This is a genomic window from Pseudarthrobacter sp. SSS035 (assembly GCF_023273875.1).
In the GTDB taxonomy this organism is placed as follows: domain Bacteria; phylum Actinomycetota; class Actinomycetes; order Actinomycetales; family Micrococcaceae; genus Arthrobacter.
The window spans coordinates 3,761,149-3,781,620 of record NZ_CP096882.1; the positions used below are offsets into that span (position 1 = coordinate 3,761,149).

Annotated in this window: 21 protein-coding genes; 16 read left to right on the forward strand and 5 right to left on the reverse strand. The window is 66.7% G+C overall.

All coding sequences use genetic code 11. The features are described 5' to 3' along the window. The first annotated feature begins 89 nt into the window (after positions 1–89). The gene (locus tag MUN23_RS17385) at positions 90–431 is read left to right on the forward strand and encodes a DUF3039 domain-containing protein (protein ID WP_248760018.1); all 342 of its coding nucleotides are present in this window, start codon (positions 90–92) and stop codon (positions 429–431) included. Further along, the gene (locus tag MUN23_RS17390) at positions 431–2,215 is read left to right on the forward strand and encodes a DEAD/DEAH box helicase (RefSeq protein WP_248760020.1); all 1,785 of its coding nucleotides are present in this window, start codon (positions 431–433) and stop codon (positions 2,213–2,215) included. Before MUN23_RS17385 ends, MUN23_RS17390 begins: the two co-directional genes overlap by 1 nt. 3 nt (positions 2,216–2,218) lie before the next feature. On the opposite strand, the gene MUN23_RS17395 is transcribed toward MUN23_RS17390, so the two are convergent. Both MUN23_RS17395 and MUN23_RS17400 read right to left on the reverse strand, forming a co-directional pair. Then, positions 2,219–2,851 (reverse strand): isochorismatase family protein, encoded by a 633-nt coding sequence (locus MUN23_RS17395; RefSeq protein ID WP_248760022.1) that lies wholly within the window; start codon positions 2,849–2,851, stop codon positions 2,219–2,221. Continuing rightward, entirely contained in the window at positions 2,851–4,179 is a 1,329-nt protein-coding gene (locus tag MUN23_RS17400; protein WP_248760024.1) for a nicotinate phosphoribosyltransferase, read from the reverse strand. Before MUN23_RS17400 ends, MUN23_RS17395 begins: the two co-directional genes overlap by 1 nt. A 155-nt stretch (positions 4,180–4,334) precedes the next feature. On the opposite strand from MUN23_RS17400, the gene clpS reads away from it, so the two are divergent. The 4 genes from clpS to MUN23_RS17420 all read left to right on the forward strand — a co-directional run bounded on the left by clpS (position 4,335) and on the right by MUN23_RS17420 (position 7,217). Further along, entirely contained in the window at positions 4,335–4,727 is a 393-nt protein-coding gene (clpS, locus tag MUN23_RS17405) for an ATP-dependent Clp protease adapter ClpS (protein ID WP_248760025.1), read from the forward strand. Beyond that, positions 4,720–5,286 (forward strand): DUF2017 domain-containing protein, encoded by a 567-nt coding sequence (locus MUN23_RS17410; RefSeq protein WP_248760026.1) that lies wholly within the window; start codon positions 4,720–4,722, stop codon positions 5,284–5,286. Before clpS ends, MUN23_RS17410 begins: the two co-directional genes overlap by 8 nt. Positions 5,287–5,355: 69 nt before the next feature. Then, a complete protein-coding gene (gene murI / locus MUN23_RS17415) occupies positions 5,356–6,423 on the forward strand; it encodes a glutamate racemase (RefSeq protein ID WP_248760027.1) in 1,068 nt (355 codons plus the stop codon). Next, positions 6,420–7,217: an MBL fold metallo-hydrolase gene (locus MUN23_RS17420; RefSeq protein WP_248760028.1), complete on the forward strand. Its 798-nt coding sequence runs from the start codon at positions 6,420–6,422 to the stop codon at positions 7,215–7,217. The genes murI and MUN23_RS17420 overlap by 4 nt, the downstream gene beginning before the upstream one ends. Here the strand turns inward: MUN23_RS17420 and MUN23_RS17425 are convergent. Beyond that, positions 7,214–7,711, reverse strand: coding sequence for a group II truncated hemoglobin (locus tag MUN23_RS17425; RefSeq protein ID WP_248760029.1), 498 nt, complete (start codon positions 7,709–7,711; stop codon positions 7,214–7,216). The two genes, MUN23_RS17420 and MUN23_RS17425, sit on opposite strands and share 4 nt — an antisense overlap. A gap of 84 nt (positions 7,712–7,795) precedes the next feature. On the opposite strand from MUN23_RS17425, the gene rph reads away from it, so the two are divergent. Continuing rightward, positions 7,796–8,554 carry a ribonuclease PH gene (gene rph, locus MUN23_RS17430; protein WP_058932038.1) on the forward strand — a complete coding sequence of 253 codons (759 nt, stop codon included), beginning with the start codon at positions 7,796–7,798 and terminating at the stop codon, positions 8,552–8,554. A gap of 11 nt (positions 8,555–8,565) precedes the next feature. Further along, positions 8,566–9,228, forward strand: a complete 663-nt coding sequence (gene rdgB, locus MUN23_RS17435; protein WP_248760030.1) for an RdgB/HAM1 family non-canonical purine NTP pyrophosphatase — start codon at positions 8,566–8,568, stop codon at positions 9,226–9,228. A gap of 105 nt (positions 9,229–9,333) precedes the next feature. Here the strand turns inward: rdgB and MUN23_RS17440 are convergent, their stop codons facing one another. After that, entirely contained in the window at positions 9,334–10,107 is a 774-nt protein-coding gene (locus MUN23_RS17440) for a DedA family protein (protein WP_104061292.1), read from the reverse strand. Between the two features lie 124 nt (positions 10,108–10,231). On the opposite strand from MUN23_RS17440, the gene MUN23_RS17445 reads away from it, so the two are divergent. From MUN23_RS17445 to MUN23_RS17465, 5 genes are all read left to right on the forward strand, one after another. Beyond that, entirely contained in the window at positions 10,232–10,633 is a 402-nt protein-coding gene (locus MUN23_RS17445; protein ID WP_248760032.1) for a GntR family transcriptional regulator, read from the forward strand. Beyond that, positions 10,630–11,562 carry an ABC transporter ATP-binding protein gene (locus MUN23_RS17450; protein WP_248760034.1) on the forward strand — a complete coding sequence of 311 codons (933 nt, stop codon included), beginning with the start codon at positions 10,630–10,632 and terminating at the stop codon, positions 11,560–11,562. Before MUN23_RS17445 ends, MUN23_RS17450 begins: the two co-directional genes overlap by 4 nt. Beyond that, positions 11,559–12,245: a hypothetical protein gene (locus tag MUN23_RS17455; protein ID WP_248760036.1), complete on the forward strand. Its 687-nt coding sequence runs from the start codon at positions 11,559–11,561 to the stop codon at positions 12,243–12,245. Before MUN23_RS17450 ends, MUN23_RS17455 begins: the two co-directional genes overlap by 4 nt. Before the next feature lie 88 nt (positions 12,246–12,333). Further along, positions 12,334–13,326, forward strand: coding sequence for an exonuclease domain-containing protein (locus MUN23_RS17460; RefSeq protein WP_248760038.1), 993 nt, complete (start codon positions 12,334–12,336; stop codon positions 13,324–13,326). Between the two features lie 66 nt (positions 13,327–13,392). Continuing rightward, entirely contained in the window at positions 13,393–13,911 is a 519-nt protein-coding gene (locus tag MUN23_RS17465; RefSeq protein ID WP_248760040.1) for a DUF4395 domain-containing protein, read from the forward strand. Here the strand turns inward: MUN23_RS17465 and MUN23_RS17470 are convergent. Next, on the reverse strand, positions 13,898–14,980 hold the full coding sequence (locus tag MUN23_RS17470; protein ID WP_248760042.1) for an ADP-ribosylglycohydrolase family protein: 1,083 nt from the start codon (positions 14,978–14,980) through the stop codon (positions 13,898–13,900). The genes MUN23_RS17465 and MUN23_RS17470 overlap by 14 nt on opposite strands. A gap of 142 nt (positions 14,981–15,122) precedes the next feature. Here MUN23_RS17470 and MUN23_RS17475 point away from each other — a divergent pair, with 142 nt between their 5' ends. From MUN23_RS17475 to MUN23_RS17485, 3 genes are all read left to right on the forward strand, one after another. Beyond that, complete coding sequence (locus tag MUN23_RS17475; protein WP_248760044.1) at positions 15,123–16,121, forward strand: MIP/aquaporin family protein; 999 nt, start codon at positions 15,123–15,125, stop codon at positions 16,119–16,121. A gap of 71 nt (positions 16,122–16,192) precedes the next feature. After that, positions 16,193–17,374, forward strand: coding sequence for an exonuclease SbcCD subunit D (locus MUN23_RS17480; protein WP_248760046.1), 1,182 nt, complete (start codon positions 16,193–16,195; stop codon positions 17,372–17,374). Beyond that, entirely contained in the window at positions 17,371–20,448 is a 3,078-nt protein-coding gene (locus MUN23_RS17485; RefSeq protein ID WP_248760048.1) for an AAA family ATPase, read from the forward strand. The genes MUN23_RS17480 and MUN23_RS17485 overlap by 4 nt, the downstream gene beginning before the upstream one ends. The last annotated feature ends 24 nt before the right edge of the window (positions 20,449–20,472 follow it).

Here is a 20,472-nt window from a genome sequence, read left to right on the forward strand (position 1 = left end):
GCGTTGCGCGGAACGGACGACGGCGGCGGGTGCGGTGAGTGCAAAACGGTCCTCCCGCCGTCGAACGTCCTCCGTCCCGGGACGCTAAGATGGATGGCATGACTAGCATGACGGACCCTCTCGAAAACGACCCGATGCGCGAGCTTTCCGGGGCTGGAACGTCCACGGCGACCATCGAGCGCGAAGAGCTGCGCCAGGAAGTGGAGCCCGGTGACCGGGAGCGCTTCTCGCACTACGTGCGCAAGGAAAAAATCATGGAATCCGCGCTGACGGGTGATCCTGTCATTGCCCTCTGCGGCAAAGTGTGGACGCCGGGCCGGGATCCGCAGAAGTTCCCGGTGTGCCCCATGTGCAAAGAGGTTTATGATGGCCTCCGCCCGGGCAACGACGGCGGCAAGGGTCCCGGAGGGGACTCGGGCAACAACAAGTAGTGACGGAGACGCTCTTTGGCGGCCCCACCCTGCCACCGGCCTATCCGGAACGCGCAGCCTGGGGAACCGCCCAAAAACTCCGTGCCTGGCAGCAGCAGGCCCTTGACCTCTACTTCAGGACCGACCCCCGCGACTTCCTGGCCGTAGCAACTCCCGGCGCCGGCAAGACCACGTTCGCGTTGCGCGTGGCCTCCATGCTCATCGAATCCGGGGCGGTCAACCGGGTCACCATCGTGGCGCCCACGGACCACCTGAAACGGCAGTGGGCCGATGCCGCTGCCAAGGTGGGCATCGCCATCGACCCCAACTTCAAGAACTCCGATGGCCAGCACGGCCGCGGTTTCGTCGGCGTGGCTGTCACGTACGCGCAGGTGGCCAGCAAACCCATGCTGCACCGCGCCAAGACCGAGGCCGCCCGCACCCTGGTGATCCTTGACGAGATCCACCACGGCGGCGAAGCCCTGTCCTGGGGCGACGGCCTCCGCGAAGCGTTTGACCCTGCGGCACGGCGGCTCTCCCTGACCGGTACGCCGTTCCGCTCCGACACCTCGCCCATCCCGTTTGTTGAATACGCGCAGGACAAGGACGGCATCCGGCGCTCGAAAGCGGACTACACCTACGGCTACGGCAATGCCCTGCGTGACCACGTGGTGCGCCCTGTCATGTTCATGGCCTACTCGGGCCAGATGCGGTGGCGCACCAGTGCCGGCGAGGAAATGGCGGCCTCACTGGGCGAGTCCGCGGTCACCAAGGACATCACGTCGCAGGCGTGGCGGACGGCGCTGAACCCGGCCGGGGAATGGATTCCCGCTGTCCTGGCGGGGGCGGACAAACGCCTCAGCGAAGTGCGCCGCACCGTTCCGGACGCCGGCGGGCTGGTCATCGCCACGGACCACGAGGATGCCAGGGCCTATGCCGGGCAGCTGAAAAGGATCACCGGCGAATCGCCCACCGTGATCCTTTCCGACGACGCCAAGGCCTCCAGCAAGATCGAGGAATTCACTGTCAGCGAGAAGCGGTGGATGGTGGCCGTCCGGATGGTGTCAGAAGGCGTGGACGTGCCCCGGCTCTCCGTCGGCGTCTATGCGACGTCCACCTCCACGCCGCTGTTCTTCGCCCAGGCCGTGGGCCGCTTTGTGCGCGCCCGGAAACGCGGCGAAACGGCCTCGGTCTTCCTGCCGTCTGTGCCGACACTGATGGCCCTGGCCAACTCGATGGAGGCCGAACGCGACCACGCGCTGGACCGCCCCGAGAAAGAGGACAGCGACGGCCTGTTCAATCCCGAGGACTCGCTGATGGAAGAGGCCAACCGGGAGGACAAGGCGTCCGACAGCCTTACCAAGGGCAAGTTCGAGGCCCTCGACTCGCAGGCGTCCTTCGACCGGGTATTGTTCGACGGCGGCGAGTTCGGCACCGGGGGAGAAGTGGGCTCGGAGGACGAACTGGATTTCCTGGGCATCCCCGGACTGCTGGATGCCGAGCAGGTGGGGACGCTGCTGCGGCAGCGCCAGCACGAACAGCTCAACCGCAAGAACCGGCGCGCACCGGCAGCCGAGCCGGCCGCCGCGGCGCCGGCCATGCCGGACCACCGGATGCTGATGGACCTGCGCAACGAACTGGCCAAGAACGTGGCGGCCTGGTCGGCGCGGACCGGAACCCCGCACGGCGTGGTGCACACGAAGCTGCGGACCGTCTGTGGCGGCCCTCCGGTGGCCCAGGCGAACGAGGAACAGCTTCAGTCCAGGCTGCGGAAGCTCCAGGACTGGTTCATCGGCCGGAAGTAGTACTTACGCGACTTCGACGCCGCCCAGCTCCATTTCGGCGACGGCATCCTCCAGGTCCTCGGCAATGCCGGCGGTGAGTGAGCGGATGACCGTGACGGAGTAGCCGGCCTGGACCGCGTCCAGCGAGGTGGCCATCACGCAGAAGTCGGTGGCGATCCCCACCACTACAACGTCCTCCACGTCGTGGCTTTGCAGCCAGTCGTCCAGTCCGATGGCGTTGTCCGCGGGTGCGTAGGCATCCGCGTCAGCGGGCATGGCGCCCGGCTGGCGTTCCCCGGTGGGGACGGCATCCTCAGGTGCCAGCAGGCCCTCAAAGCCGGAGTACGCCGCGGCGAACTGGCCCTTCTGGAAGTAGGCCTGGATATATTCGCTGTCCAGGTCCGGATGGAGTTCTGCGCCGCGGGTGCCGGCCACGCAGTGCCGCGGCCAGCTGTCCTTGTGATCGGGCGTGTCGGAAAAATGCGCGCCGGGATCAATGTGCCAGTCCTGGGTGGCAACTATGTGGTCGAACTCGTTGTGATGGGCGTCCACGTACTCGCTGATGGCTCCGGCAACACCGGCACCGCCGGCCACGGCAAGGGAGCCGCCCTCGCAGAAGTCGTTCTGGACGTCAACGATGATCAGGGCGCGGGACATCAGTTCTCCTCGTAGATGGTGGGGATGGCAGGCTCGCCGCGCTGCAGGCGGTTGACGACGCCGGGCAGTTCGGCCATGGTGTCCGCGTGCCGTTGGCGGGCGCGGACCACACCCTCGTGTCCGGTCCAGCCCGGCAGCAGCTCGCCGTTCTTCATAAACTGCTGAAGCAGCGGCCGGTCGTTGTCGTCGTCTTCGGGGCGGTGGCCGATGCCCACAATTTCCTGGGTGGCCACCCCCCGCTCGTTGAGCTTGCGCAGCGCGTACTTCCGGCCGCCCATGCTGGTTTTGTTCTTGGCGGTTTTTGCCACGGAGACGAAATTGCCGGCATCGTCGGTGCGGCTGACGAGCTTGTAGACCATGCTCGCGGTGGGTGCACCGGAACCGGTGACCAGCGAGGTGCCCACACCGTAGGAATCCACCGGGGCGGACTGCAGCGCGGCGATGGCGAACTCGTCCAGGTCCGAGGTGACCACGATGTTGGTGTTCACGTTGCCGAGCTCGTCCAGGAGGCGCCGGACCCATTGGGCCTGGGCCACGAGGTCGCCGGAGTCGAGCCGGACGCCCCCCAGCCTGGGCCCCGCCAACTCGACGGCGGCACGCACCGCTGCTTCGACGTCGTACGTGTCCACGAGCAGCGAGGTGCCGGGTCCGAGGGAGGCGATCTGCGCCTCAAAGGCTTCCCGCTCGGTGTCGTGGAGGAGCGTGAAGGAGTGCGCGGCGGTCCCTACCGTTTTGATGCCGTACCGGAAGCCGGCCTCGAGGTTGGAGGTGCTGTCGAACCCGGCAATGACGGCGGCGCGGGCTGCCGCGACTGCCGATTCCTCGTGGGTCCGCCGGGATCCCATTTCAATGCAGGGCCGGTTGCCGGCAGCGGTGATCATGCGGGAGGCGGCGGAAGCGATGGCACTGTCATGGTTCAGGACAGAGAGCAGGTAGGTCTCCAGCATGCAGGCTTCGGCAAACGTTGATTCGACAATCAGGATGGGGGAATTGGGGAAGTACGCCTCGCCCTCCGGGTAGCCCCAGATGTCACCGGAAAAGCGGTAGTTCGCCAGGTAGTCCAGGGTGTCCCGGTTGACCACGCCGGTCCGTCCCAGGAAGTCCAGCTCGGCTTCGCCGAACCGGAAGTCGGCGATGCCCTCCAGCAGGCGGCCCGTTCCCGCCACAATCCCGTACCGCCGGCCGTCCGGCAGGCGCCGGGCAAAAGCCTCGAAGACCGACCTGCGGTGTGCGGCGCCCGAGTGCAGGGACGCCTGCAGCATGGTCAGCTCGTAGTGGTCTGTGTAAAAGGACGTGCGGGGATGGTCCCAGCTGGCGGAGGTACTCACAAAATTCACTCTAGTCCCCACCGGCTCCCCCGTCTCGCTTCGCTTCGCCGCGGGGCCCTCCCCACCGGCTCCCACGTCTCGCTTCGCTTCGCCGCGGGGCCCTCGCCGCTGTGGGCCCATCCGGCGTGGGCCCATGCTCCCCATAGAATGGACAGATGACCTTAAGCGTTGCGCTCGGCCCTGATACACAGGAGGGCACCCGGACCGGGACAGAGGCGTCCACGGACTCCCTGACCGCCCCGGACATCCCTTGGAACCTGGTGATCTGGAACGATCCCGTCAACCTGATGAGTTACGTCAGCTATGTCTTCCAAAGCTACTTCGGCTACTCCGAGTCCAAAGCCAACAAGCTGATGATGGAAGTCCACAAAAAGGGCCGGTCCATTGTGGCCCACGGCAGCAAGGAACAGGTTGAGCGGCATGCCGTGGCCATGCACGGCTTCGGACTCTGGGCCACCGTGGAGAGGGCCACCGGCGGAAACGGTGGAAGCTCCAAAAACTCAGGAAAATCCGGCGGGTCCGGGCAGGGCAAGGGGAAACGTGGCTAAGGCATTCAAATACGGGCTCAAGGGCATCACCGGGTTCCTGGAACCCGCCGAACGGGAACTGCTCCGCAGCCTGATCGATGACGTCATCTCCATGCTCCAGCCGGCCGAACACACCAGCCAGGATCCGCTGGCCGCCCTGATCGGACTGGACATGGACGTCCAGGAACCGACGGACCGTGCCGTTAAGCGGTTGCTGCCCAACGTGACGAAGAACGACGACGGCGCGTCCCTGGAGTTCCGCCAGCTCACCGAGCGCTCGCTGCGGGAAACCAAGATCGGCGCGCTGCGCGCCGCCGCCCTGGACCTGGACAGGGACGAAGTGGTCCTCACCGCCGAAGGGGCAAGGTTCTGGTCCATGGCCCTGAACGATGTGCGCCTGGTGCTGGCGGAACGCCTGGATATCCGGGATGAAGAGGACGCCGAACACGTGCACCTGATGCAGGACTGGTCCCAGGCCGAGGACGTGGAAAGTTACCTCGCCCTGGTGTACAACTTCACCACGTGGCTGCAGGAATCACTGGTTCAGGCGATGCTCCAGTCCCTGGACTCACGGGCCTGAACTGCTGTCCTGTTCCGGGATTCGACCGCCAATGTGACAAATTTGACATGAGTCGGGCGCCACAATGTGATGGCTGCGGCCCCGGGGAAGACCTATCCTCGAATAATCATGACTACAGCCTCGAGCATGGATCCGTCAGGCGCAGCCGCATCGGACTCCGCAGCCAGCAGCACCACCGCCCAGGTGGGGTCCCGCCCCATCGGCATCTTTGATTCCGGTGTCGGCGGACTGACCGTGGCGCGGTCCATCATCGACCAGCTCCCCAACGAGTCCATCCTCTATGTAGGGGATACCGCCAACGGCCCCTACGGGCCCTTGCCCATTGCCGAAGTCCGCGCCAACGCCCTGGGCGTGATGGACGAACTGGTGGACTCCGGCGTCAAGCTGCTGACCATTGCCTGCAACTCGGCGTCGGCCGCTGTCTTGAGGGACGCCCGCGAGCGGTACACGGCGAAATACGGCATCCCCGTCATCGAGGTGATCCAGCCGGCCGTCCGGCGGGCTGTCGCTGCCACCCGCAGCGGGCGTATCGGCGTCATCGGAACCTCCGCCACCGTTGGTTCACGGGCGTACGAAGACACGTTCGCCGCCGCGCCGGACCTGGCGATCACGTCTGTGGCCTGCCCCGAGTTCGTGAGCTACGTGGAGGCCGGGATCACCACCGGACCCGCCTTGCTGGCTATTGCCGAGGAGTACCTGGCGCCGCTGAAGGCGGCAGGCGTGGACACCGTGGTGCTGGGCTGCACGCACTATCCGCTGCTGACCGGCGTCATCTCGTTCGTGATGGGCGACGCCGTGACGCTCGTGTCCAGCGCGGAGGAAACGGCGAAGGACGTGTACCGGGCCCTCGCCACCCACGACCTTCAGCGCACTGCGGTAACACCGCCGGAACACCACTTCATCGCCACCGGTGACGCCGGCCAGTTCGAAACGCTGGCCCGCCGTTTCCTGGGGCCGGAGGTCCTGTCCGTCCGGCATGTGGACCATGTGGCGGCCCAATACCCCACCGGCAGCCTGGCACGGATCACCCCCGAGATGATCGCGGCTGCGCAGACCGCCAGCGCCCGGCAGTCGTCGTCGGGACCTCGGATTTCGAACTTTGTGGGCGCCCACCGGGCCGGAGGACCTGCCCTGTGAAGCTCACCATCGTCGGCTGCACCGGCTCGTTTCCCGGCCCGAGCTCCCCGGCGTCCTGCTACCTCCTGACCGCCAGCGACGGCGAGCGGACGTGGAAGATCGTGATGGACCTTGGCAGCGGAGCCCTTGGCGCCATCCAGCGATACACGGACCTTGAGGACATCGACGCGATCTTCCTGACCCACCTGCACCCGGACCACTGCATGGACTTGTGCGGCCTGCACGTGGCCGTCCGCTGGAAGCCCGGCGGCTGGGGACGCGGCAGGATTCCGGTGTGGGGCCCCGCCGCGACGGCGGACCGGATGGCCACCGCCTACGGCCTGGAGCTCGATCCGGGGATGCACGAGGAATTCGACTTCACCAACTGGACCGAAAGGGAATCCGTCACGGTGGGGCCGTTCACGGTGACGCCGTTCGCGGTGAACCATCCCGTAAAGGAGGCCTACGCCCTGCGGGTGGAAGTGACCGAACCGGACAAGCAGGGCAACGCGGTCAGCCGGATCCTGACGTATTCCGGGGACACCGATTCCTGCGCCGGGCTGGAGGAAGCGGCAAAGAACGCTGACCTGTTCCTGTGCGAGGCCGCCTTTGAGGAAGGCCGCGACGACGACATCAAGGATGTCCACCTGACCGGAAAGCGTGCCGGCGAGGCCGCGGAGAGCGCGGGCGCACGCCGGCTGTTGCTCACGCACATCCCCGTCTGGACATCGCCCACCACTGTTATGGCCGAAGCGCGCCCCGTGTTCGGCGGCGACGTGGCCGTTGCCGTGGCCGGTGTGCACTACACCGTCTAGGGCCCCTTGGCCGACGGCCTGCTGTCTGCACCGCCGGAACCTGTTTCACCGACCGGGCCGTCCCAGGACCAGTGCGGGATGCGGAGCCAGTCCGGCACGTCCTCTGCAGAGCGCTGGTAACGGGACATCGTGGTGGTGGCCGCCCAGGTGAAGTAATTGTGCAGCACCTTGCGCACCGGATCGTCATCAGCGAGCCCGACGTCGGCCAGCGTCTGGTCGAAGCAGGCGACCGCCCTGCGGTCCATGTCCTCGTGCGGGCCGTTGCCGCTGTGCAGCCGAATCACTGATGTCTCGTCACCATACGAGTCTGAATACACGGGCGGGCCACCCAACGCCTCCGTCCAATAGGCTGCGAGCCGGTGGCTGTGCTGCGGATGGAATCCGTGGCTGAACGCGTGGCTGACTACCTCGTCGGCCATTACCCTTGCATGCCAGGCGTTGGCCAGCCTCAGGAAAAAGTCGGCACTGCCGGCAGCCTCGTACACCGTCTGCATGCTGCAACGATGACATGCTGCACCGGACGGGGGGAAGGGCTGTCCGTGGCAGGACGTCCCACGGCGAGTCGATAAGCTAAAGGCATGACTTCTGAAGCAACTGCAGTGCCCGTAGTGCGTGCCGATGGCCGCGCCCCCGACCAGCTCCGCCCCATCAGTATCACCCGCGGATGGTCCAAGCAGGCCGAGGGATCGGCCCTCATCGAGTTCGGCAACACCAGGGTCCTGTGCACGGCGTCCCTGACGGCGGGCGTGCCGCGCTGGCTCAAGGGCGAAGGCCGCGGCTGGGTCACGGCGGAGTACGCCATGCTTCCCCGGGCCACCAACACCCGTTCCGACCGCGAATCTGTCAAGGGGAAAATCGGCGGGCGGACCCACGAGATTTCCCGGCTGATCGGACGCTCGCTGCGTTCCATCATTGACACCAAGGCCCTGGGCGAAAACACGATCGTCCTGGACTGCGACGTCCTCCAGGCCGACGGCGGAACGCGCACCGCGGCCATCACCGGCGCCTACGTGGCACTGGCGGACGCCATCCGCTTCGCCCGCGACAACAAGCTGATCGCCAAGAACGCCCAGCCCCTGATCGACACGATCGCGGCGGTTTCGGTGGGCATCATCGACGGCGTGCCCATGCTGGACCTGCCCTACGTTGAGGACGTCCGCGCCGAAACCGACATGAACGTGGTGGTCACCGGATCCGGGAAGTTCGTGGAAGTCCAGGGCACCGCAGAGGGTGCTCCCTTCGACCGGGACGAGCTGAACCAGCTGCTGGACCTGGCCCTCCTGGGCACCACCGCCCTGGCGGCGATCCAGCGCGAAACCCTCGCCGACGCACTGTGAACCAGGACGCTGTGACCCCGAACGCTGAACCTGACGGCGCGCCCGTACCGCGCCTCGTCCTGGCCACGCACAACAAGGGCAAGCTCAGGGAGCTCCGGGAGCTGCTGCGCGGACAGGTCCCCGGGCTCGACGTCGACACGCAAGTGGTGGACGCCGCGGCGGTGGGTGCGCCAGACGTCGTCGAAACCGGCGTGACGTTCGCCGAAAACTCGCTGTTGAAGGCGCGCGCCGTTGCGGAGGCCACTGGGCTGGTGGCCATCGCCGACGATTCGGGGCTGGCCGTGGACGTGCTGGGCGGGGCGCCCGGAATCTTCTCCGCGCGCTGGTCCGGCCGCCACGGTGACGACGCCGCCAACCTGAAGCTTCTGCTGGACCAGCTCTCCGATGTCCCCGACGGGCACCGTGGAGCCGCGTTTGTCTGCGCTGCGGCCCTGGCTGTCCCGGGACCGGGCGCCGGGAGCCGCGAAGTGGTGGAGTACGGCCAGCTTGAGGGGACCCTCCTGCGCGAACCCCGCGGCAACGGCGGCTTCGGCTACGACCCCGTGCTGCAGCCGGCCGGCGAGGACCGCAGCTGCGCTGAATTGTCAGCGGCGGAAAAGAACGCGATCAGCCACCGTGCGAAGGCCTTCCGGGCACTCCTGCCGGCCATTGTCGAGGCACTCGCGCGGCAGTAGGGCACACACCCGAAACGCCCTCTAACAGCTAAGGGAGCCCCACTATGGTGGGGCTCCCTTAGCTTTGTCTTTGGTGCCAGCGCCGGCCGGCGGCGCTTCAAGGTACTAGTCCCGGTGCGTCTTCCGTTCGGCTTCGGGTTCGTGCTCCTCAATGAATTCGTCAACGGGGTCGGTGCCGAACTTAGCCGCCTGGCGCTTGGCGGAAATTCCGCGGAGTACTTCGATGCCGATCGGAATCACGGAGACCAGCACGATGACGATGAAGATGATGTCCAGGTTCTCCCGGACCCACGGGACCCTGTCACCGAGCAGGTAGCCCAACAGCGTGACGCCGCTGCCCCACAGGACCGCCCCGATCACGTTGAACAGGAAGAACTTCTTTTTGTTCATCTGGGCCACGCCAACGATCACGGGCACGAAGGTCCGGATGATCGGCACGAAGCGGGCGAGGATCAGCGCCTTGCCGCCGTGCTTTTCGAAGAAGGCGTGTGCGTTCTCCACGTTTTCGCGCTTGAAGAGGCGGGAGTTCGGCTTGTTGAATATGGCGGGACCGGCCTTGGAGCCGATCAGGTAGCCGGTCTGGTTGCCGATGATGGCGGAAATGGTGATCAGGAGCGCCAGGAGCCAGACATTGAACTGGATGGTGTCCGTTGCCACCAACAGCCCTGCCGTGAACAGCATCGAATCGCCGGGAAGGAAGAATCCCACCAGCAGGCCGGTCTCGGCGAAGACAATTCCGCAGACCAGCAGCACCACCCAGGGCGCAAGTGCGGGATCGGCCAGGAAAATCTGGGGGTTCAGCCAGTCGGGCAGGAAGGAGGCCAGCTGCGGCTGGACCGGTCCTGCACCACCCAGCATGGGCGCGGCAAGGTCGCTGATCGCAAGAAAGTTCACCTCCTCAGGGTACTTGACGCACCCGGGCATCCTGGTTGTATGGTTAGTTACACAAGTAACTAACCAGTGAGGTTTTCCGGCCTCGTGGATGAGGATCAAGGCGGCGCCAGTGATAGACGACAGCAGGCCGATCTTCCTGCAGATTGCCGCACTGATAGAAAACGACATCGTGGACGGCAACCTCCCGGAGGAATCCCAGGTCCCGTCCACCAACGAGTTCGCGGCGTTCCATCGGATCAACCCGGCCACGGCAGCAAAGGGTGTGAACCTCCTGGTGGAGGAGGGAATCCTCTACAAAAGGCGGGGGATCGGCATGTTTGTCTGCACGGGTGCCCGGGCGGCTTTGGTGGCGCGGCGGACCCAGGAATTCTTTGAGCAGTACGTGCGGCCGCTCGCAGCGGAGGCACGCAAGCTGGGCATTCCACCGGACGAGCTCAGCCGCATGATCACACGCGGCGCAGAGGCCGCGACGGCAGCGGACGGCAACCAGGAAAGGAGCGCGGCATTATGAACGAAACAGTGGTTGAAGCAAGGAATCTCACAAAACGGTACCGGGATGTCCTGGCACTCGACGACGTGAGCATCAGTCTTTCAGGGGGCCGGATTTACGGCCTGCTGGGACGTAACGGTGCCGGCAAGACCACCCTGATGTCCGTCTTGACGGCGCAGGCGTTCGCCACCTCGGGGGAGGCGCTGGTCTTCGGCGAGCCGGCGTACGAAAATGACAGGGTCCTGTCCCGGGTCTGCTTTATCCGCGAATCGCAGAAATACCCCGATGACTTCACGCCGTTCCATGCCTTCAAAGCCGCGCGGCTGCTGTTCCCCAACTGGGACCAGGCGTTTGCAGAACGGCTCATCAGTGACTTCGGACTCCCGGTCAAGCGGCGGATCAAGAAGCTCTCCCGGGGGCAGCTGTCCGCCGTGGGCGTGATCATCGGCCTGGCGTCACGGGCGGAGCTGACGTTCTTTGACGAACCCTACCTCGGGCTTGATGCGGTTGCCCGGCAACTGTTCTACGACCGGCTCCTGGCCGACTTCACGCACTATCCGCGCACGATCATCCTGTCCTCCCACCTCATTGACGAAGTGGCAAACCTCCTGGACCACGTCATTGTGATTGACGCGGGAAGGATCCTTATCGATGCCGAGGCGGATGCGCTGAGGGGGTCCGCGACGACGCTGGTGGGCCCGGCAGGCAAGGTGGACGCGTTCCTCGCGGGCAGGAAGGTCCTGCACCGCGAGACCATGGCCTCGCTGGCGTCGGTCACTGTTGACGAAGCCCTCAGCCCCGTGCAGCTGGCGGAAGCCGCCAGGGTGGGACTGGAAGTGGTTCCCGTGTCCCTCCAGCAGCTCGTTATCAGGAAGACCGTGGACAACCACACCCGGCGCCAGGCGCCAGGTGACGGACCGGAACGCGATGCATTGGAGGCAGCACGATGAGCAAGGCAATGGCGGTGGCGCGGATGCAACTCGTCACCAAATGGACATATCTGGGGAACCCGCTGGTCATACTCGCGGCGGCCTTTCTCCTCTCGATCGCCATATTCGCCCTGATCCCGGTGGACGAGCCCAAGTTCGGCGGCGGCAGCCAGGCTCCGCTTTGGTACTTTATGGTGCTGGGCATCCAGAGCATGACGCTGGCTTTCCCGTTTTCGCAGGCGCTGAGCGTGAGCCGCCGGGCCTTTTACCTGGGCACCCTGGGCCTGTTTTCCGTGCTGGCCGTGGCCATGACGGCCATCTACCTCCTGGGCGGCATCGTTGAACGGGCCACCAGCGGCTGGGGCGTCAATGGATTCTTCTTCGCCCTCCCCTGGGTCGCGGACGGGCCCTGGTACGGCACGGCGGTGTTCTACTTCACCATCATGATGTTCATGTTCATCATCGGCTTCTGGTTCGCCACGATCTACAAACGCTGGGGGACCATCGGGATGCTGATCTCCCTGATCGGCTCGGCCGTGCTGTTGCTTGGCATTGTGGCGCTGGCGACGCTGAACCAGTGGTGGGGGAGCATCGGCTCCTGGTTCGTCCAGCAGACACCGCTGACCATGGGCGCCTGGGCTGCCGCCCTGTGTGTGGTGCTTGCCGGCGGCTCCTACCTCACGCTGCGGCGGGCGATTCCCTAACCCGCCACCGGCGTCGGACGCGTGATATCCGCGACAGGGCCGCCCTGGTGACACGGGAACGGGCCTGTCCGGCGGTAAAGTATGGGCCGTGGGTTTGGACTTTACGGCGATCGACTTCGAGACGGCCAATGGCTTCCGGGGTTCACCGTGCGCGGTTGGCCTGACAAAAGTGCGCGGCGGGCGCGTGGTGGATGAGGCGTCGTGGCTGATGCGGCCTCCGGTCAACCACGACCACTTCGAGTACCACAACGTCAGGGTCCACGGCATCAAAGCCACGGACGTCGCGGGCCGTCCCCGCTTCGGTGAACTGTTCCCGGAAATTGGCGCCTTCATCGGGGACGACATCCTGGCGGCGCACAACGCGGCCTTTGACCTGGGAGTGATCCGGTCAGGGCTTGAGGTCTCCGGCCTGCCCGGCCCCGCCTACGACTACGTCTGCACCGTGATGCTGGCCCGGCGCTGCTACTCCCTGGTCTCCAATTCCTTGCCGTTCGCCGCGGAGGAAGCCGGCGTGCCGCTGGTCAACCACCACGACGCCGCAGAAGACGCCCGCGCCTGCGCCGGCATCCTGATCGACATCGCTGCGCGGAACAACGCCAACAGCATTGCCGAGCTCTACCTGTCGCTGGGCCTGGTCCTGCCGCATCAGGAGGCGTTTGACCCTGCGCACGATGTCCTGTCCAAAGCCAGCCTTACCGCCCTTGCCGGTGCCGCTGGCGGAGGCAGCGCCGCGCTGGTGCGCCCGTTCCAGTCCGGGTGGCCGGAGGAGGGCGACAATCCCGTCCCCAATGCCGACGCCGAACCCTCCCACCCGCTGTACGGCCAGACCGTTGTCTTCACCGGCGAGCTCTCCATGGCCCGGCCGGAAGCGAAGGTGCGTTCGGCCGAGCTGGGTGCCCGGCCGGAAAGCCGGGTGACGGCCCGCACCACGGTGCTGGTGGTGGGTGACGGCTTTGTTGCCGCGGACCTGCGGTCCGGTAGGCTGACCGGCAAGGCCCGGCGCGTCCTGGAGCTCCACGACCGCGGCCAGCCCATCGAAGTACTCTCCGAAGGCGAGTTCCTGCAGATGGTGGGTGGCTGAGCCGTCCGGTGTTCATCCGGCGCAACAAATCTTCCCTGCGGCGTGCCCGGCTCCTAGCCTTGCAGGATGAGCAAACTAACGGACGGCCAAACAACCGGAATCAACTGGTCCGCCGTGTTCGCCTTTCCCAACCCCGTCAATGAATACGCGGCCCGGATCACCGCCGGCCTGGTGGTGCTCCTCGCGGGCGCCACACTGCTGAGCGGGTCCGTTTGGGGACTCGTGCTGATCGCCGCGGGCTTCTGGCTGCGTGTGCTCTTCGGCCCACGGATTTCGCCGCTGGCCCTGCTCTCCGTCAAGGTCCTGGCACCCCGACTGGGCCGCGTTCGCCTGGTTCCCGGACCGCCCAAGCGTTTTGCCCAGGGCATGGGAGCGGCGGTGTCCACGACGGCGCTGATCCTGTTCCTTGCCGGGGCCGCCCCTGCAGCCTGGATTGCGCTCGCGGTACTCATCGCTGCAGCCTCGCTGGAGGCCTTCGCCGGATTCTGCCTGGGCTGCGTTATCTTCGGAGTGCTGCAGCGCCGGGGCCTGATCCCGGAGGACATCTGCGAGGCCTGCAACAACGTCGCGCTCAAGCGGTTGTAACGCCCACCAGCAGATCGGCCATGCCGCGGATGACGTCCGGCCCTTCGAGGGCGTCGAGCCATTCCGGGGGCAGGCACACTTCGCCGTAGTAGGCGCCAAGGATGTTTCCGGCGATGGATCCCGTGGAATCGCTGGCGCCGCTGTGGTTGACGGCCAGCGCCACGGCTGCCCGGAAATGGTCTTGCGGCGACAGGGTGGAGTCCGCATCCGGCGCTGTGGCCAGGACAGCGTAAAGCCCGACGGCGAACGCCTCCTCCGCGACCCAGCCCTCGCCCAGCTGCCGAACCAGGTCCTCCGGCGACAGGACGCCTGTTCCCGCACAGCGGATGGCTGCTTCAAGCCGCTCGGGAAGTTCCGCCGCCACATCCTTCAGGCCACGCACCTCCTCCAGGACCGCCGCAGCGGCGTCCGCCAGGGTGTCACCGGCCACCAGGCGGTGGATCAGCAGGCTGAAGCTGCCGGCACTTTGCCGTGCGGACGGATGGCCGTGCGTCAGGGAGGCGGCGTCGGCACTCAACTTATAGACGGCGTCGGACGCTATGTAGGGAATCAGGCCGAACGGGGCCGACCGCATCACCGTTCCACGGCCATTCAACTCCGGGTTCACCGGCCGGTAGACCGTCCCCATTTCGCCGGTGGCCAGGCCGCTGATGCACGTTTCTTCCGGGGCTCGGCGGTGCCTCAGCACCTCGTTCCCGTCGATCCACCGTGGCGGCTGTGCCGGGGCCTGCGGCGGTACAGATTCACCCTGGGTGTCCAGCCAGCGGAGATAGGCCAGCCACACGCAGGCGTTCGTATCGGCGCCCACGCCGTCATTGGCCCATTCGAGCACCTCCACCAGTCCGTCCACGGTGTACAGCGTCAGCTGCGTGTCGTCCGAAAAGTGGCTGCCGCCGTCGAGCGCTGCCAGGTCTGTCAGGCCCGCGGGGCCGAAGCGTCGGCGGATGGCCTCCATCGGGTCGAACGCCACCGCGTAGCCCAGCGAGTCGCCCAGGGCGCCGCCCAGGAGGCAGCCGTGGATGCGGGACTTCAGCGGGGGCGCGGCAACGGCGCCCGGTTCAATGCTCATGACAGTAAATTTACCGTGGGGCGAAGGTGGAACGCGCCGGGGCGCCACGCCGTCCGTCCACTAAGCTCGGACTCAGCCAAAGCCCAGAATCCCTTGGCAGAATGCAAAGGCACCAAACCCCAACGATAAGGATTGCCCCACCATGACCACGCCTGTGCCCGTCCACCGTGATCCCGCCCCCGGGCTGACTGCCGGCAGCGGTGCCGAAATCCGGCACGGGCTGGTGTCCAGGCTGTCTGCCGAAGCCTTTGGCAGCCTCTTCATCGTGGTGGCAGGCCTGGGCGTGCCGCTGTTCTCCATCCCGCAGTCCAGCCCGCTGCCGGCCGCGCTCGCAGCAGGCCTCGCGGTAACCGCGGCGATGCTGGCCTTCGGCTACGTTTCCGGCGGACACTTCAACCCGGCGGTGACCGTTGGCCACGCCGTCGCCGGCCGGATCCGGCTCGGTGACGCCGCCGCGTACATCGGCGCGCAGCTGGTGGGCGGGCTTCTCGGCGCCCTCGCACTCTTCGGTATCCTGCGCACACTGCCGGGCATCCAGGACAGCCGCACGGCGTTCGACACCGTGACTGCCGGATTCGGCGAACATTCCATCATCCAGGCGCCCCTCGCCGGCGTGCTCCTGCTGGAAGTGCTCGGAGCCGCCATCCTGGTTGCAGTCTTCCTGGGCACCACCGCACGCAACAACATCAACAAAACGGCAGCTGCCGTAGCCGTGGGCCTCGCCTTCGCGGTCCTGCTGCAGCTGGGCCTGTCCGTGGGCAATGCGCCGTTCAACCCCGCCCGCGCCACGGCGTCGGCCGTCTTCAGCTCCAGCTGGTCCCTTGAGCAGCTGTGGCTCTTCTGGGTTGCTCCCTTGGCGGGCGCCGCCATCGCCGGGCTGGTCTTCCGTGGGTTCGCCGAGCCGGTTGCTGCGGATACTGCTTCGGCCGCTGGATCAGCCGCTGACGGGTCAGTAGATGACGGCAGTGCCGCCGAGGATGTTGTGGATTTCGACGACGAGGATGCCGACGTCGCCGACGACTCCGCTGAGGTGCCCGCCAAGGCAGCCGCTCCGGCCGAGCCCGCACCGGCTCATGCCGCCGCGGACGAGCCGGACAACCGCGACGAGGCCCAGGAATTCTTCGACGGAAAGCGCGGTTAGCTGGCCTGACTGGGCAACGGCCTGTTGCGGCAGTTTCCTAAACTGTCGGTGGCAGCCGCTAGCGTAAGAATATGCGGTTATTGCACACATCGGACTGGCACTTGGGCAGGTCCTTCCACGGCGTCGGGATGCTGGACGCCCAGCGGTCATTTGTTGATCAGCTCGTCAGCGCTGTCACCGGAAATGCGGTCGACGTTGTCCTGATCGCCGGCGATGTCTACGACCGCGCCCTGCCCGGCGTCGACGTCGTGGGGCTGTTGGACGATGCCCTGGTGCGGCTCACGGCGGCTGGCGCCACGGTGGTGCTGACATCCGGCAACCACGACTCCGCCATCCGGCTGGGCTTCGCCTCCCGGCTGCTGGAACGTGGCGGCGTCCACTTGCGGACCCGGCTGGCGGACCTGGACCAGCCCGTCGTCCTGCCCCTTGAGACGGGTGACGGCCGGACGCCCGGCGCCGTCCTGGCCATCTATGGAATCCCCTGGCTGGAACCGCGCCTCGTCGCCGAACAACTCGGTGCGGAAGCAGCCAGCCACTTCGAAGTCACCCGCGCCGCCACTGACCGCATCCGGGCAGACCTCGCCGAGCGCAGCGCTGCGGGAACCGTCCATTCAGTGGTCCTGGCCCACACGTTCGCCAGCGGAGGGATCAGCTCCGACAGCGAGCGGGACCTCAGCATCGGGGGAGTCGGAGCGGTGCCCCTGGACCTCTTCGACGGATTCAGCTATACCGCGCTGGGGCACCTGCACGGCCGCCAGACCCTGTCGCCGCAGGTCAGGTACTCGGGTTCGCCCTTGGCCTACTCGTTCTCTGAAGCCAAGCACACCAAGGGAAGCTGGCTGATCGACGTCGGCCCGGACGGCGTGACCGGCGTATCGGAACTGTCGTGGGAAGCCCCGCGGAAGCTGGCCGTGCTCCGCGGCGATATCTCGGAGCTCCTGGAGTCCGCGGAACATTCCTGGGCCGAAGGTGCGTACTGCCAGATCACCCTGACGGATGAGCAGCGGCCCGCGCAGGCCATGGAGCGGCTGCGGGCCCGGTTTCCGGACACGCTGGTCCTCGGCTTTGATCCGCAGGGCGGCGCCGTCAAGGCGTCCAAGAGCTACAGCAGCCGGCTCGCCGAAGCCCAGGATGATCTCTCGCTCTGCTGCGGATTCCTCGATCATGTGCGGGGGCGGGACGCGGACGACGCCGAGCGGTCGGCCATCGCCGCGGCGCTGGATAACGTACGCCTGACGGAGGCATCGCTATGAGGATCCACCGTCTTGCCATCTCCGCCTTCGGGCCCTTTGCGAGTACCGAGGAAATCGACTTCGACAGGTTGAGCGCCCACGGACTCTTCCTCCTTAACGGGCCTACGGGGGCAGGGAAGACCAGCGTGCTGGACGCCGTCTGCTTTGCGCTGTACGGATCCGTGCCCGGGGCGCGCCAGGAGGGTAAGCGCCTGCGCAGCGACCATGCTGAGCCGTCGCTCGAACCGGCAGTAACCTGCGAGTTTTCCGCCCAGGGCCGGCACTTCGAAGTCACCAGGTCGCCGGCCTGGGATAAACCCAGTGCCCGGGGGAAGAACGGCTTCACCACACAGCAGGCCAAAACGCTCCTCCGGGAACGCATCAGCGGGACGTGGACGGAGAGATCCGGACGCAATGACGAAGCCGGCGCTGAAATCACCGCCCTGCTGGGAATGGACCGGGAACAGTTCACGCGCGTGGTGATGCTGCCACAGGGCGATTTTGCCGCCTTCCTCCGGTCCAAGGCAGCCGATCGCCTGGAACTGCTGCAGAAGCTTTTCGGCACCCAGCGGTTTGAGGCCCTGGAACAGGAATTGGCGGCGCAGGCGCAGGCCGCGCGGAACGATGTTGCCCGGCTGAACGCGGAGCTTGAGCTGCTGGCGGCGCGGGCCGAAGCCGAAGCCGCCGCGCTGGCCATTGACGATTCCGGAGCTCCTGCCCAGGAAGAATCGTCTGCCCGGATCGAATGGCTGCAGGAATCAGTGGCCCGCCGCGCAGCGGAACTGGCTGTCGCGGCGGAGGCCGCAGCAACTGTCAGCAGGCACACCTCCGGCCTGCTGGAGGGCGAGTCCGCGCGGCGGGAACGGCACCGCAAACTGGCAGCCGCCGAGGCCCGGAAGGCGGCCGCAGAGGCAACCCAGCCGTCACTGGAGGTCCATGCCGCCCGGCTCGCACAGCACCGCCGCGCCGAGGTGCTCACGGGCCAGCTGCAGGCGGTTCAGTCCAGCCAGACCCAGGTCCGGCACGCAGCCGGAGCCATGGAATCCGCCATCACACTGCTGCGGATGGCCGCGGATGAAGACCCCGAACTGGACCAGCTGGACCTTGGCGCCTTGGATGCGGACCCCTCCGATGGCGGGCTCTCCGCCGCAGGGGCCAATGACGTCGCTGGTGAGCTGAGCCGGCTCCGGTCCTTGTTGGCCGTTGTGGAAGCAAGATTGCCGGACGAAGAACGCCTCCATTCACTCGTTGCCAGGCGTGCCGCACTCAGCACGAAGCAGCAGGAACTCACCCAAAAGGACATTGACCTGGGCGTTTCGCTGCAGGCCCTCCGCTCGGAGCAGGAAACCCTGACGGCGGGCCTCGAGCCCCTGGCGGAACTGGCCTCAGCCGCCATCCTGCGCGCCAAGGAAGCCGCTGCGGCAGAGGAACTAGTTGACGTCGTTCGGCGCTACGCGGCCGCCCGCGCGGCGCAGGGGCTCGCCACCGGGCGCCACTCGGGGTCCCGGGAGATCCAGCTCGAGAAGAAACTCCGCTGGCTGGACCTGCGCGAGGAAAGACTCGCCAACGCCGCCGCCGAACTCGCCGCCCAGCTGGCCGAGGGGGAAGCCTGCCCGGTTTGCGGCAGTGCGGACCACCCGGCTCCCGCGGAGGCTGCTGCGTCAGCGCTGGGCCTCAGCCAGGCCGAGGAAGCCGCCCAGCACGACCATGAGTCTGCGGAGAAAGACCTGGCGGCGCGGGCCCGTGAGTTGGGCGACGCGAACCAGTTGGTGGCTGTTCTTGAAGGCCAGGGCGGGGACACCCCCGAAGAGGATGCAATTGCAGCGTTCGAGACTGCCCGCACCGCCGCCGGAGAGTCTCAGCTGGCGGTGAAGAACCTCGCTGACCTCCGGCAGCAGCTGGAGGCAGCCGAAGCCAGATTGACCGCAGCGGATTCCGCCAGGCACAGAGCAGCATCCGAACTCGCGCAGGCCACCGTTGAATTGTCGGGACTGGTGGACCAGCTGGCGTCGCTTGACGAGGCGCTCTCCGCCCTGCGTGGCGGCCACCGCAGCCTCACACACCGGCTGCGGTCGCTGCAGGACGCTGCTGCCACACTGGAGAAGGCCATGGAGGCCCAGGCCTTGCTCAGCAGGGCCAGGGCCAGGGCCGAGGAAGCGCGGATCCAGCTTGACCTGGCGTTGCCTGAGGCTGGTTTCAGTTCTGACCTTGAGGCCCGGGCGCAGCTGCTGTCGGACACCGACGCCGACGCCCTGCTGGCTGACGTCCGGGCCGGCCACGACGAACAGGCGCGGATTGCCGAGCTGTTCGCATCCGAGGATCTGCTGCTGGCACGGATGGAAGCCGCAGCCCATCCCGCGGTGGACGAAGCCCTCATTGCCGAGCTGCAAACCGCCGCGGAGCAGGCCGGGGAGGAGGCACGCGCCGCCGATCTCGCCGCCGGCATGGCCGTGCGCTGTGCGGAATCGCTGGCCGCTGTCCGCAAGGACTACGAACGGCTTGCCGGTTCCGGGCGGGTTCCGCGGGAACGCGCCCAGCTGCTGACAGCCCTGGCTGATACCGCCGCAGGCCGAGGAGACAACACGTACCGCATGAGCCTGAACAGCTACGTCCTCGCGGCACGGCTTGAACAGGTGGCGTTGGCGGCTTCCGAACGCCTGGTGGCCATGAGCGATGGCCGCTACCTGCTCCAGCATTCAGACGCCAAGGCCGCGCGGGGCGCGAAATCCGGGTTGGGCCTTGAAGTCGTGGACCAGTGGACCGGGCACCGCCGGGATACTTCCACACTGTCCGGCGGCGAGTCCTTTATGGCGTCCCTCTCACTCGCCCTGGGGTTGGCAGACGTTGTGCAGCAGGAATCCGGCGGCATACAGATCGAGACGCTCTTTGTGGACGAGGGTTTCGGCAGCCTGGACGAACAATCCCTGGAACAGGTGATGGATGCCCTCGAAGGCCTTCGCGACGGCGGGCGCGTTGTGGGTCTCGTCAGTCATGTGGGGGAAATGAAACAGCGTATCGGAACCCAGCTCCAGGTCCTCAAGGGCCGGAACGGTTCCACCCTCCGCATTTCCGACGCCGCCGAAGCGCTGGTGTGACGGCGGTCATGCCGGGCTGGACTG

Excerpts from the sequence above, each read along its gene's own strand:
- MUN23_RS17385 (WP_248760018.1), top strand. The coding sequence starts at position 90 with ATGGATGGCATGACTAGCATGACGGACCCTCTCGAAAACGACCCGATG.
- MUN23_RS17395 (WP_248760022.1), bottom strand. The coding sequence starts at position 2,851 with ATGTCCCGCGCCCTGATCATCGTTGACGTCCAGAACGACTTCTGCGAG.
- clpS (WP_248760025.1), top strand. The coding sequence starts at position 4,335 with ATGACCTTAAGCGTTGCGCTCGGCCCTGATACACAGGAGGGCACCCGG.
- murI (WP_248760027.1), top strand. The coding sequence starts at position 5,356 with ATGGCTGCGGCCCCGGGGAAGACCTATCCTCGAATAATCATGACTACA.
- MUN23_RS17425 (WP_248760029.1), bottom strand. The coding sequence starts at position 7,711 with ATGCAGACGGTGTACGAGGCTGCCGGCAGTGCCGACTTTTTCCTGAGG.
- rph (WP_058932038.1), top strand. The coding sequence starts at position 7,796 with ATGACTTCTGAAGCAACTGCAGTGCCCGTAGTGCGTGCCGATGGCCGC.
- MUN23_RS17450 (WP_248760034.1), top strand. The coding sequence starts at position 10,630 with ATGAACGAAACAGTGGTTGAAGCAAGGAATCTCACAAAACGGTACCGG.
- MUN23_RS17455 (WP_248760036.1), top strand. The coding sequence starts at position 11,559 with ATGAGCAAGGCAATGGCGGTGGCGCGGATGCAACTCGTCACCAAATGG.
- MUN23_RS17465 (WP_248760040.1), top strand. The coding sequence starts at position 13,393 with ATGAGCAAACTAACGGACGGCCAAACAACCGGAATCAACTGGTCCGCC.
- MUN23_RS17470 (WP_248760042.1), bottom strand. The coding sequence starts at position 14,980 with ATGAGCATTGAACCGGGCGCCGTTGCCGCGCCCCCGCTGAAGTCCCGC.
- MUN23_RS17475 (WP_248760044.1), top strand. The coding sequence starts at position 15,123 with ATGACCACGCCTGTGCCCGTCCACCGTGATCCCGCCCCCGGGCTGACT.
- MUN23_RS17480 (WP_248760046.1), top strand. The coding sequence starts at position 16,193 with ATGCGGTTATTGCACACATCGGACTGGCACTTGGGCAGGTCCTTCCAC.
- MUN23_RS17485 (WP_248760048.1), top strand. The coding sequence starts at position 17,371 with ATGAGGATCCACCGTCTTGCCATCTCCGCCTTCGGGCCCTTTGCGAGT.